The 12,588-nt window shown below is 57.5% G+C and carries 11 protein-coding genes; 3 read left to right on the forward strand and 8 right to left on the reverse strand.

Features of this window, described 5'->3' with window-relative positions; genetic code table 11:
* Positions 1–25: 25 nt before the first annotated feature.
* Positions 26–2,386 (forward strand): YgiQ family radical SAM protein, encoded by a 2,361-nt coding sequence (locus tag VF684_RS02105; RefSeq protein ID WP_376898788.1) that lies wholly within the window; start codon positions 26–28, stop codon positions 2,384–2,386.
* An 85-nt stretch (positions 2,387–2,471) separates the two neighbouring features.
* On the opposite strand, the gene VF684_RS02110 is transcribed toward VF684_RS02105, so the two are convergent.
* From VF684_RS02110 to VF684_RS02135, 6 genes are all read right to left on the reverse strand, one after another.
* A complete protein-coding gene (locus VF684_RS02110; RefSeq protein ID WP_216948193.1) occupies positions 2,472–3,983 on the reverse strand; it encodes a hypothetical protein in 1,512 nt (503 codons plus the stop codon).
* Positions 3,984–4,202: 219 nt separating this feature from the next.
* The gene (locus VF684_RS02115) at positions 4,203–4,352 is read right to left on the reverse strand and encodes a hypothetical protein (RefSeq protein ID WP_376898786.1); all 150 of its coding nucleotides are present in this window, start codon (positions 4,350–4,352) and stop codon (positions 4,203–4,205) included.
* Positions 4,353–4,369: 17 nt separating this feature from the next.
* Positions 4,370–5,869 carry a histidine-type phosphatase gene (locus VF684_RS02120; protein WP_376898784.1) on the reverse strand — a complete coding sequence of 500 codons (1,500 nt, stop codon included), beginning with the start codon at positions 5,867–5,869 and terminating at the stop codon, positions 4,370–4,372.
* 214 nt (positions 5,870–6,083) lie between these two features.
* Entirely contained in the window at positions 6,084–6,524 is a 441-nt protein-coding gene (locus VF684_RS02125; protein WP_376898782.1) for a hypothetical protein, read from the reverse strand.
* A 15-nt stretch (positions 6,525–6,539) separates the two neighbouring features.
* Positions 6,540–7,064, reverse strand: a complete 525-nt coding sequence (locus VF684_RS02130) for a DinB family protein (protein ID WP_376898780.1) — start codon at positions 7,062–7,064, stop codon at positions 6,540–6,542.
* Between the two features lie 150 nt (positions 7,065–7,214).
* A complete protein-coding gene (locus VF684_RS02135; RefSeq protein ID WP_376898779.1) occupies positions 7,215–7,856 on the reverse strand; it encodes a short chain dehydrogenase in 642 nt (213 codons plus the stop codon).
* 105 nt (positions 7,857–7,961) lie between these two features.
* Between VF684_RS02135 and VF684_RS02140 the strand changes: the two genes are divergently transcribed.
* On the forward strand, positions 7,962–8,843 hold the full coding sequence (locus VF684_RS02140) for a LysR family transcriptional regulator (protein ID WP_376898777.1): 882 nt from the start codon (positions 7,962–7,964) through the stop codon (positions 8,841–8,843).
* Positions 8,844–8,971: 128 nt separating this feature from the next.
* Entirely contained in the window at positions 8,972–9,886 is a 915-nt protein-coding gene (locus VF684_RS02145) for a Gfo/Idh/MocA family protein (RefSeq protein WP_376898775.1), read from the forward strand.
* Between the two features lie 112 nt (positions 9,887–9,998).
* On the opposite strand, the gene VF684_RS02150 is transcribed toward VF684_RS02145, so the two are convergent.
* Complete coding sequence (locus VF684_RS02150; protein WP_019446869.1) at positions 9,999–10,349, reverse strand: TusE/DsrC/DsvC family sulfur relay protein; 351 nt, start codon at positions 10,347–10,349, stop codon at positions 9,999–10,001.
* Positions 10,350–10,373: 24 nt separating this feature from the next.
* A complete protein-coding gene (gene yccS, locus VF684_RS02155; RefSeq protein ID WP_101529846.1) occupies positions 10,374–12,527 on the reverse strand; it encodes a YccS family putative transporter in 2,154 nt (717 codons plus the stop codon).
* Between the last annotated feature and the right edge of the window lie 61 nt (positions 12,528–12,588).

Below are 12,588 nucleotides of genomic sequence, written 5' to 3' on the forward strand. Positions count from 1 at the left end.
ACCCGAATTTTTCCAGGTGTTCAAAATGCAGCCGGTACCCAACCTTTTCTCCTATCCCCGCTATTGGGCCGAGTGCTACGGCACAGCGCCCTTCCTGCCCATGTCCCGCAAAGAGATGGACAAGCTCGGTTGGGACAGCTGCGACGTCATTCTGGTGACGGGGGATGCCTACGTGGATCACCCGAGCTTCGGCATGGCGGTCATCGGCCGCATGCTGGAGGCGCAGGGCTTTCGGGTCGGCATCATCGCCCAACCGGACTGGTCATCGAAGGATGACTTTATGCGTCTGGGCAAACCGAACCTCTTCTTCGGGGTCACCGCGGGCAACATGGACTCCATGATCAACCGCTACACCTCCGACAAAAAGCTGCGCCACGACGACGCCTACACCCCCGGGGATGTGGGCGGCAAGCGGCCGGATCGCGCCACTCTGGTCTATACCCAGCGCTGCAAGGAGGCCTTCAAGGAGGTGCCGGTGGTCATCGGCGGCATCGAGGCATCCCTGCGCCGCATCGCCCACTACGACTACTGGTCCGAGACCATCCGCCGCTCCATCCTGCTCGATGCCAAGGCCGATATCCTGATTTACGGCAACGCCGAGCGGCCGCTGGTGGAAGTGGCTCACCGCATCGCAGCGGGGGAGAGCATCGAGACCATGCAGGATATTCGCGGCACCGCCGTCATCCGCAAGGAGCCGTTGCCGGGCTGGAAAGGAGTGGATTCGAGCAAGCTCGACCAGATTGGCCGCATCGATCCCATCATGAACCCCTATATGGAAGGGGCGCCCTGCGCGGATGACGCCAGCGAAGCGGCTCCTGCCGCGCAGGAAGCCCAACCCGTGCTGGTGCAGCCGCCCAAGCCCAAGCCGTGGGAAAAAACCTATGTGAAGCTGCCGGCGTTCGAGCGGGTGAAAGAGGACAAGGTGCTCTACGCCCACGCCTCGCGCATTCTGCACCACGAGACCAACCCCGGCTGTGCCCGCGCCCTGTCGCAGGCTCACGGCGATCGCATCGTCTGGGTCAACCCGCCCGCCTTCCCGCTGGAAACCGAGGAGATGGACGGCGTCTTCGGCCTGCCCTACCAGCGGGTGCCGCACCCGGCCTATGGCAACGAGAAGATCCCCGCCTTCGAGATGATCAAGACCTCGGTCAACATCATGCGCGGCTGCTTTGGCGGCTGCTCCTTCTGCTCCATCACCGAGCACGAAGGGCGCATCATCCAGAGCCGCTCGGAAGAGTCGATCCTCAAGGAAATCGAAGATATCCGCGACAAGGTGCCGGGCTTTACCGGTGTCATCTCGGATCTCGGCGGCCCCACCGCCAACATGTACAAGCTGCGCTGCAAGAGCCCCAAGGCCGAGCAGACCTGCCGTCGCGCCTCCTGTGTCTGGCCCACCATCTGCCCGCACATGGACACCGACCACAGCCCGACCATCAACCTCTATCGCAAGGCGCGCGACCTCAAGGGGATCAAGAAGATCCTCATCGCCTCCGGCGTGCGTTACGACATCGCGGTGGAAGATCCCCGCTATATCAAGGAGCTGGCCAAGTACCACGTCGGCGGCTACCTCAAGATCGCGCCGGAACACACCGAGGAGGGGCCGCTCTCCAAGATGATGAAGCCGGGCATGGGCAGCTACTACCAGTTCAAGGAGCTGTTCGACAAATACTCCAAAGAGGCGGGCAAGCAGCAGTACCTGATCCCCTACTTTATCTCTGCCCACCCGGGCACCACGGATGAAGACATGATCAATCTGGCGCTCTGGGTCAAAGAGAACCGCTTCAAGCTCGATCAGGTGCAGAACTTCTACCCGTCGCCGCTCGCCAACGCCACCACCATGTATTACACGGAGAAAAACCCGTTAAACAAGGTGAGCCGCACCGGTGGCGATGTGTTTGTCGCCAAGGGCGAGCGCCGTCGCCGTCTGCACAAGGCGCTGCTGCGCTACCACGACCCCGCTGGCTGGCCGATGATCCGCGAAGCCCTGCTTGCCATGGGCAAGGGCCACCTGATTGGCAACGGCCCCGGCTGTCTGGTGCCTGCGGAAGGGCGCAACGAGCGCGCCGCCAGCGGCAAGGGGATGAAACCGGCCCTGACCCGTCATAGCAACATCAGTCACCAGCGTGGCAATGGTGGCAATGGCACAGGCAACAAGCCGACGGGCGGCAAGCCGGTTGGCTCCCAACTGCAGAAAGGGGCGGCTCACGGTAAACCGGCCGCACAGGGCGAAGGCAAGAGTGCTGGTAAAAGCAAACCTGCCGGAAAACCCGCCCATAAGGGCAAGGCGCCGACCCGCGCAGGCTCTGCCAAGCCGGGGGCCAAACCCGCGGCTCAGGGCGGCAAGCCTGCGGCCAAAGGGAGTGGTGCCAAGCGACCGGCGCGGTGATATTTCTTGATTGGAAAACGATATAAATTATAAAGGCGACCAGATGGTCGCCTTTATATTTCTATAGAAGTTAACGTGTAAATTATTAAAACAATGCTGCTTTTATATCTCTAACAATATTATCACCTGTGCGTTTATCGCTTGGCGTTTTTGCACATGTGACCTGATATCGAGCATCATTAATAAATTTAATCTGGTTGTGGTTACCATCTTCGATTATTTCAAGATTCATTTTATTTAATTCTGAGCGAATCTTAGGAGTGACACCATTATAATTGTTGAATATTTGCTTGCATATATTTATATAACTGGCTTTTGTACCATCGACTTCATTGTGTTTTAGAATGTCTTGGATGATATGCTTTTTTCTAGTGTTTTTAGTTTCATTATCTAAAAATGTTTTAAATATCTCAATGGACAGATCTGAAAATTCGCCAGAGTAAAACTCTTTTTCCTCACCACAAACAAGTAAAGGTGTGCCTTTTTTGGATGTTAATTTCTGTATCTCATCAAAGCGAATTTTTAATACTTGTAGTTCCATGATGGTTTTTTCAAGCTCAGTCTGATTTTCAATTTGTTCTAAAATCTGTGATTCTATTTCTTTCTGATGTTGTTCTTTCAATTGTTCAAACAAAGCTTCTTGTTCTTCAAGTTGTATGAATGCTTCTTCTGCAAGTTGCTGGAATTCATTATTCTCTAATTGCAAGTGTAATTTATCTTTAAGTATGCTGCGTTGATCTCTCTGCCTTTTAGCCCTTACATCACTAGGACTAAAGTGACGTTTTTTGTTGAAGCCATTTGTCGTGTGTGTAATGAAAGATAGGATGGATTGCAAAACATGAAAGCCTGAGTCAATTAGCTCAATAATAGTAGTTTGAGATAGAAGCTTGGTGTGGCAAAAGCCTCTTCCATAAGAAGGGTAAATGATATTTACCGCACCATCCCAAGCTGAGTAGCGCCTTGTTAAAATATTTTCAAAATCCCATGTGTTTATATCGTCATGGGAGTGGATAACTTGAGCCAATCCAAGTAATTGCTCTTGCAGTTTTATAGGGTTAATTAGTGGTTTGTTGGTTTTTTTTAGATTGCTAACAATTACAAGTGGATGTTTTCTGGATTCTCTTTCTATTTCGTAACTAAGAGCTTTGAATGATTCAATTGTGTTGGTGTAATTAAAAACTCTTAGTCCAATTGTTTCATCATGGAGTTGAGCGTTTTGTTGTAAAAAGTTTACTAGTCTTGGTCTTGTAGTTGATGGTATTTCTTTCACCAAGGTACTAATATCACTTGTTTCCAGTAGTATTGATACGGTCGTAGCATCTTTTTCCTGCTTTATTCCTATTTCAGTAATCCATTGCCTGCCTTTTACGGTTTTATCTGGATGACTAAATAATATCGCATATAATTTAGGTTCTCTGTCGACAGCGATATAAGTTCTAACTTTTGCACGTTCGATAGTAAATTCTTCTCCACTCTTGAGCTCATCAATAGTGAAGTGACGTTTTGTTACATGTTTTAGCCATCCAGCAATACTTTGGAATGCTATGTCGGAAATATGTTCACCCACTAACTTAAATTGATTTACATAAATTAACATTTGTTTTCCTATATTATTTAAAAAAATCTTCCATTTTTTTAATGAATCATCAAGCTGAAACTTAAACTAAATATGAGATATGTTCTTTCTGGGCACAGCATCAATTCACCTAATTCAGTGCTACTGTCCATTGATTAAGACTCCAGTTCCGTTACCTATCAAAGTTTAATTGGCGCCATATGGACATATTAAACTGGCGGAGGCTGGGCGGGCGAGCATTTAATTGAGCTTTAGGTCAAAAGAGAGCTGTTTTTTGAGCTTGATCAGCAAATAGAACTGTAAGGCGGCTTTATAGCCATATCCCGCTTTGGCAAACAGGGAAGGGGAGTTAATAGGGGCGACCTGCTGGTCGCCCCTGGTGATTGCCATATCCGGCTCGCGAAGGGTTAGCCGTTATAGCCGTAGCAGCGCTTGAGCTCCTCGAAGTCGTAGTAGTGGCTGCCGCTCTGGTAGGGTTGGCAGCCCGTCTTAAAGGCGATCTCCTTTTCGTTGTAGAGCATCTTGACCAGCACCTGCCGCTGCCCGTTCTGGTAGATATCCCACTGAATATTGGCGGTATAGGGGGAGACCCAGCCGCCGCGCCATTCGTTGTTCTGCTGGCTGAACAGTTGATCCGGGCTGGCCCCTTGACGGCTCCCTTCCAGCTTCATCAGGGCGGCGAGGGGGATAATGGCTTCGGCGTGGGCAAAGCGCAGGGTGGCCCGTCGGCTCTGCTCGCCCTCCACTACCTGACGCTGCACCTCGCCAAACAGGCCGTCGAGCAGCGGCTGGGCAATGGCGTAGGGGGCATTCTGGTTGGCAAAGCTCGGCCCCTTCTCGTAGAAATCTTCCGCATCGGAGAGGTAGGAGAACCAGGCAGACTCTTCCGGGGTGAGGAACTGCTCCAGCGCCCAGGGTTCGCTGCCCTGTGCCTGCGCTTCTCGGATCATGCCGGGGCCGATGATAAAGAGGTTGTAGAGCATCAGGGCGGCATCCACTTCGTCGCGCACATAGGTCATGCCGCCATCCTCCGGGTTGATGGCGACAAACTCGACGCCGCCCGCCAGATAGTCGACAAAGCCCTTGCTGTAGATACGCTCCAGCATGCTGCGGGCCATCTCTTTGGTCTTGCTCAGGTTTTTAAGCTGATCCAGCGCTCCGGCCAGCTCGGGGGCCGGGGCGATTCCTGCATCTTCGTCACCGATAAAGCGCTGGTAGCTCTCATAGGCGGGCAGGTAGCGGGCGTAATCCCCCTCGGGCGTGGTCTTGTGGAAGTAGAGCTCGAACTTGTTGACCAGCTTTTTGTCGATCTTCGAGGGGTCATCCTGCGTGAGGTAGCACTGCGCCGAGTCGCTGACATAGTTCACGTCGCGCTTGAGACTCTCCATAAAGTAGAAGGCGCTTTCGTTGGCCCTGTCCTTGCCCGAGGTGACCACCTTGATGCAGTGGGACTCGCTGCTGTTGAGCAGGGTCGGCAGCCGCGCCGCCAGCCGGGTGGCGAGATTGGCGTGCTCCTCCTTGCCCAGCGCCGAGAGCAGGCCATAGCCCAGTTTCTGGTTGGCGGCCGTCACCAGATCGACCTTGCCTCCCAGCCCCTGCCCGAGGGTGGTGAGCGCCCCCTGACGCTGCGCCTCTTCCCATACCAGCTTGGTCAGCACGTCATATTTCGGGCTGGAGAGGGAGCGCGAGCCGTGGCGCGCCACCATCTCGGTAAAGACCGGGCTGAACCCCTGGGGCGCTGGCTCGTAGCTCTCCGCCTGCTGCTGCGGGCTGTAGACCGCTTTGGTGCTGTATTGGTAGGCGGTTTTGCCCTGGCTGTCGGCAGACGATTCGTTCTCTGACTGGCAGCCGCCAAGCAAGACCAGCGAGACGGCCAAAGCCACATAAGAAGAGCGCGGGAAAGTCATGATGTTCCTTATCTATCCATATGAAAAATAAGTGAAAAACTCTATGGTTTGAAAATGACCGCGGGATGTCAGCCAGATGACAGGCTGATGACTTCTGATAAAGCAGTAAGCAAGGGGAGGGGCAGAGGATAGCTATAGGGAGGGCAATAGAGGCTCAACCAACCACTGCGCCGGTCACGGCAGAGTGGTCAGTGAGCGCTGTTGGGATGGGGCCTTATTGTCTTACCTCCTGCCCCTTGGCGTTCTGCAGGGTGTGAAACAGGTAGTGATCGTCCCGATCGTAATAGACGGTAATGGTGTGGCGCTGGGTGTAGTCCGCCGCCACGCCGGCTACTGTCATCGGCACCAGGATCAGCTCCCCCAGCCCCAATGTCACGGCGCTCGCCGTGGCCTGGCCATTGCCGTCAGCGCGCTTGTGGATCTTGCCGAGCACGGTAAAACGATCGCACCCCTTGACCTGCGGCGTATCCAGATATTGGCCTTGTGTACAAGGCTGCGGTTCGCCCAACTCGGCACGGATATGTTCTCGGGGTTGTCCCTGTGTCAGGGTCTCGCGAAAGCGCCCCGAATAGTGATCGATGGCGGCGGCGCAGCCACCTAGCAGCAATGGCAGCGCGAGCAGCAGCGGATGAGAAATTAATACAAGACGATTCATAAGGACAAGACTCCGTTATTGCGCCAGTGACGCGCTATCTTGGCCACGTCGCTCCGGCTCGCTGCGATGCAAAAAGGTGGTCAGGGTATCGCGCGGCGGCGTGATGCCGCACTGCACCAGAATCCGCCCGATGGCCCCCCTGTGATAGCCGCCATGAGTCACCAGATGGAGCAACATTTCATCGCGGCACATCTGCCCCTTGTCACCATCGACAAAGCGAAACGAGAGCGGGGTTGCACCCTCTTGCGGGCTCAGCGACGCGACGTAATCCACCAGCCAGTTATCCAGCTTGGTAACTGCGCTGCGCAGGGCGGTGAGGGTCGGCGTCTCCGGGGTATTGGTGGCGGTAAAGCCGTGGCGTTCCCCCAGCAGATTGGCCTGGAAGATGGCATCGACCACATGGATATGGTTGAAGATCCTGAGACAGGTGTGGTGTGCCTCGCCATATTGCTGCGCATCGAGTGTGGCGATCGCATCCAGCAGTTCGCCATCTGCCCAGCGTTTGTAGTGAAAGAGGGATTGCAGTGTCTTGTTGCTCATCGCGTCCTTGCCCTTGTCGCTTCGTGAAGTGCGGCATGTTAGCCAAAATGGGCTCAATACGAAACCCATTCTGTTGCAGCTTTGGCCCCGTCATACAAAAAGCCCCGAGAGCTGGCGCTGTCGGGGAAGAGGAAAAATATCGACAAGGAATTACAAAGGCATTGGGGCCACACCTGAACCGGAGCAGGCATCGACATAGAGCACCTGGCCGCTAATAAAGCCATCGACGGAGCGCTCAAACGCCTTGCCGACCAGAGCTCCCGGCACCGGCTGGAAGCCAGGCATCATCTCGCCATATACGTCCCACGCCTCTTCCAGTACGGTCGGGTTGACCACATTGATGCGGATGCCGCGGGGCAGCTCGTGGGCTACGCACTGGACAAAGGTATCGATGGCGCCGCTGGTGGTGGCATCGGCAATGGCCAGCGGGATCGGCTTGATATTGAGGATGCCGGAGGTCAGGGTGAAGGAGCCCCCCTGATTGATGTAGTTGAGGCCGACATTGACCAGATTGATCTGGCCCATCAGCTTGCTCTGGATGGTGGTTTGCCACTGCTCGTCGCTCATCTCGCCAAAGGGGGCGTATTCGCAAAATCCTGCGGTATTGACCACCGCATCGAAGGAGCCCACGTTTTGGTAGAGCCGCTCGATGGACTCTCGGCTGGTGATATCCACCTGAAAATCACACCCCTCGCCGGAGCGGCTGGCGGTAATGACCTTGTGCTTGCCCAGACCACTGAGGGCGGCTTGCCCCATTTTCCCCTGAGCACCAATCAGAATGACAGTTTTCATCGTTAACCTCGCTTTGCTGGAAGAGCTGCAAGGTTAGAGAGCCACTGATACAATGTAAATAATTGGTGGTTTGTATGTGATACAACTTTAATTGGTGAGGTAAGGGTGGAGAAGATCGATATCAGGCAGATGCGGGTGCTGGTGCTGCTGGTGAGATACAAGAGTGTGTCGCGGGTGGCCGAGCTGCTGGAGATCTCCCAACAGGGGGTGAGCAGCCATCTGAAAAAGCTGCGCGATATCTTTCCCGCCGAGCTCTTTATCCGCCAGAGCGCCGGGTTGCAGCCGACCGACTACGCTTGCGAGCTGGCTGACAAGTTCGAGCAGATCCTGGCCGATATCGACGGGGTCTTTGTGGCTGCCCCCTTCGATCCCGCCAGCAGCGAGCGCACCTTCAGGGTGATGGCCAACGAATATGCCCAGCTCGCCATTATCCCAAGGCTGGCGAGCGCCCTGCGCACTCAGGCGCCCTCCATCCGGCTCGATGTGGTGGATTTTCAGGCCGAACTCCATCTGGACGCGCTGGCCAGTGGCGAGGTCGATCTGGTGATTGGCTTTGATGCCTATCTCGACCCGGGGTTGCTGCGCGCCACCCTGCGCCGGGATCACTACTGCTGCGTGCTGCGCCGCGATTCCCGATATCTTCCGGACAATGCTCTGCAGGATCTGGCGGCCATCCCCTTTGTGCAGTTCGCCAACAGCGTCGGCAATTTCGAAGGGCAGATGAGCCCGCAGCAGGTTGCCAGCGCGGCGGTGGCGACGCTCCCCTGTTACACCTCGCTGCAAGCCTTTATGTCGGTCAATGACGTAGCGGCCTGCATCCCGTCAGCCATCGCCGCCCTCGGGGATTTTCGCACCGTGGAGCTGGCCGGGGCGCCCCAGCCGTTCGAGGTGGTGGTCGGCAGACACCGCAAAAGTCAGGGCAATTTGGCCATCGAGTGGCTGGCCGAGGTGATCAAGTCGGTCTGCGATCTTGCCATGCCCGGATAACGTCGCCGTTTGCACAGAGCGGCCGCCACCAGCCAGCGCGCTAACGGCAGGCTGGATCTGCGGGACAAATCCTGCGATGGTGCGGGCAGTTATCCGCTTGTCCCGTTATCGAGTGAAAAGGAGTTGAGATGCGCATTGCCATGATTGGTCTGGGGGATATCGCCCAGAAAGCCTATCTGCCGCTGCTGGCGAGCGACGAGCGGGTCACCCCGCTGTTCTGCACCCGCAGTCAGGCGGTGCTGGAGAAACTCGCCCGCCAGTATCGGGTCGCCGAGTGCTTTACCGATGTGGCGGCCATGCTGGCCAGCCGTCCCGATGCCGTGATGATCCACGCCGCCACCGCCGTTCACCGCGAGCTGGCCGAGCAGTGCCTGCGTGCGGGTATCCCCACCTTTGTCGACAAGCCCCTGTGCGACAATCTGGCCGAGGCAGAAGCGCTGGCCAACCTCGCCATCGCACAAGATTGCGCCCTCTTTACCGGCTTTAACCGCCGCTATCTGCCCGCCATGGCCGAGGCGAGGGCCCAGCAGCTCACCGAGCTGAAGTGGCAGAAACACCGCTTCGCCCTGCCGGGCAAGGCGCGGGATTTTATGTTCGATGACTTTATCCATGTGCTCGACAGCCTCTGCTTCTATGGTGGCGTGCCGGGCGGCGACTTTCATACGGTATTGCGCCCCTGTGCGCAGGACCACAGCTTGTTGGCTGGGGTAAGCGTCAGTTGGCAGAGCAGCGATCGCGCCATCAGCGGCAGCATGAACCGCAGCGCCGGGATCACCGAGGAGCGCATCGATGCCTACGGCGACAACCTCTCCCTGCACCTTGAGAATTGCACCCGCGGCATCATCGCCCGCGACAAGCAGGCCGAGATGCTGGCTCCCAACGACTGGCAGCCGGTGCTGGCCCAGCGCGGCTTTGCCGCCATGCTGGAGCACTGGTATCAGCAGATTGAAATCGGCAAGGCGGACAGCGAGCTGATCGCCTCCTACCTGCACGGTCATCGGCTGGCGGAGCAGCTGGTGGCGCTGGCTGACAAGCGGGAATAAGGCTGGCTGGAAGCCTGAGGGATATGAATGCGAGGTGCGCGAAGATAGTGCACCAAACACAACGGGGGCCGCAGTTGCGGCCCCCCGTTGTTATGGGATGAGATGCATGGGGTCAGATGCACTTCACCGGCTTGGGCAGGCCGCCAATCTTGGTCGCCTGCTTGGCGGGGCCTTCCGGGAACAGCTTGTAGAGATAGCGGCTATTGCCCTTCTCGGGGCCGTACTGCTTCTCCATCGCCTTGACCAGTGCGCGGATGGCGGGGGAGGTGTTGAACTCCAGATAGAAGGCGCGCACAAAGCGCACCACTTCCCAGTGCGGCTCCTCAAGCGTGATCCCCTCCTGCGCCGCCAGCACCAGCGCCAGCTCCTCGCTCCAGTCGTTGCTGTTGAGCAGGTAGCCCTTGGCATCGGTCTCGATGAGTTGGCCGTTGAATTCCAGCTGATGTTTTTCGGACGCAGACATGGGGGCTCCTCGCTAATGGGGCTATCAGGATTGGGCGGGCATGGTAGCGCCTTGATCCCCGGTGAGCAACCGGCTCTCGTTGGCCAGATGCAGCAGCTGATCCGCCAGCTCGCTGATCAGGTTGAGCTGCTGGGTCAGCATCAGCTGCTCCTCGCTGCTATCCGGACTTATAACCGGGCACTGACCTCCGATGGAGCTGGAGGGGTTGCCCGCCAGATGACCGGCGGCCTGCTCAAGGGTGTGGCAGATATGGTGGCGTACCTCATCCAGTCCGCTGATGGCCTCCAGTTTGTCGCGATGGGCCCCCAGCGCCGAGATGTAGGAGAGCAGGGCGTGGTTGCGCCAGGTGAGGGTAAAGCAGAGATCGAGGAAGCGGCGGCGTTTTTGCGGCTCCACCAGCATGCTCTGCCAGGCGGTGGCCAGCTCGCTGTCCGCCAGATGGGCGCTCTTGCGCGCCACCCGATAGTCGATGGACTCGTCCCGTTGCTGCTTGAGGCTCGCCAGCACTGCCGAGAGATAGCGGGCGTTGGCCGAGAGCGAATTGGCGATAAGGGTCGGCAGCCGCTTGTACTGCCAGTCCGGCCAGAGCCAGGCCACCAGCCCGTAGGAGATCAGGCAGCCGAGCAGGGTATCGAGCAGCCGCGGCCCGAGGATCGCAAAGCCGATGCCATCGAGCAGGTTGAACGCCATCAGCACGTAGAGGGTGATAAAGCAGACCGCGGCGCTGTAGTTGTTGCGCACCTGGGTAAAGAAGAGGAAGGCTGCCAGCCCCATCACCACCAGCTGAACGTGCAGCTCGGGGAAGAGCCAGAGCACCGGAATGCCCACCAGAATACCGGCGAAGGTGCCGAGCATCCGTTGCACCAGTCGGCGGCGGGTGGCGCTGTAGCTGGGCTGGCAGACAAACAGCACGGTCAGCAAAATCCAGTAGCCTTTTTCCAGATCAAAGGCTTGCAGTATGCCGTAGCCAATCACCAGCCCGAGTGACAAACGCAGCGCATGGCGAAACACCATGGAGTGCAAGGTGAGGTGCTGCTTGAGCTGGGCCAGCAGCGGCAGGCGGGGCGGCCGCGCCAGCGCGGGCAGCTCCTGCTCTGGCTGCTCGGGGTTTTGCAACACTTCGGCGCTGCCCAGCAGCTGGTTGATGCTGGCCAGATTGCGGCGCAGGAACTTCATCGGTGTCAGCAGGGTTTTCGGGTAGTGCTGCTTGAGATTGGTGAACTCCAGCTGATCGCCGAGGGCCTCCAGCGTCCAGTGGATGCGCTTGTTATGGGCGTAGGGCTTGTGCACCAGAATGGCGTAACCGAGCCGCTGGCATGCCTCGGAGAGTTGCAGGAACACCTCCTGAAACCCTTCCAGTACGATGCCCTGCTTGAGCTCTGCTTCCAGCCGGCTGTAGGGGTAGTGGCTGGAGGTGGCACGCTCGTGAATCTCCAGCGCCAGCAGGTAGAGGCGCAGCAGGCTGGCAAGCTCGGGGCTGGCCGGATGGCGGCGGCTCAGGCGGGCATTGAGGGCCGACTTGGTGAGGGTCAGCGCGCTCACCAGATTGATGTTGAGCTGGGCCAGATTGTGGCGAATGGCCTGGGCGCCGTGCTCGTCCGCCGGGAAGAAGCGGGATTTTTCCAGCAGGTAGCGACCAAGGGCGAAGTAGCTCTGGGCCAGTTGCTCGTGCAGGGTCTTGTAGGGCAGCAGCCAGAGCCAGATAAACGAGACCAGCCCGTACCAGAGGGCGCCAGCGCCGAGCGCCAGCGGCTGGTAGAAGAGATCCGGCGCCTTGGCGGCACCCAGCATGGTGTAGATGGCGATCAGCAGCGAGCCGAAGCTGATGGTGGCATAGCGGGCACCGAGCGCCCCCACCATCACGAAGATAAAGGTGGAGCTGGCGAGCCCGATGGCAAACAGCCAGGGGGTGGGGTAGAGAAACTGCACGCACAGGGACGCAAACATGAAGCAGATCAGCGTCATGGCGAGGTTCTTGAGCCGTCCCCACAGGCTGTCGTCGGTTTCGGCGATGGCGCCCGCCACTACCCCGAGGGAGAGCAGCACGGTGAGCTGGATATTGCCGGTGGCCAGGGTGAAGGCGAGCAGACCGAGAATGGCCAGCAGCACCTTGAGAGCGAAGTAGATGTGACTATCGGTCAGCAGTCGGCGCAGCAGGCCAGAGAGATCCATCGGCATGAGACAGGTGAAACCCTTGATCGAAACGAGAGCGAGATAGTAACCCGCCAAGCGCGAAGTG

Source organism: Aeromonas sp. Lyrl_2, assembly GCF_051948815.1.
GTDB classification, from domain to species: Bacteria; Pseudomonadota; Gammaproteobacteria; order Enterobacterales; family Aeromonadaceae; genus Aeromonas; species Aeromonas veronii.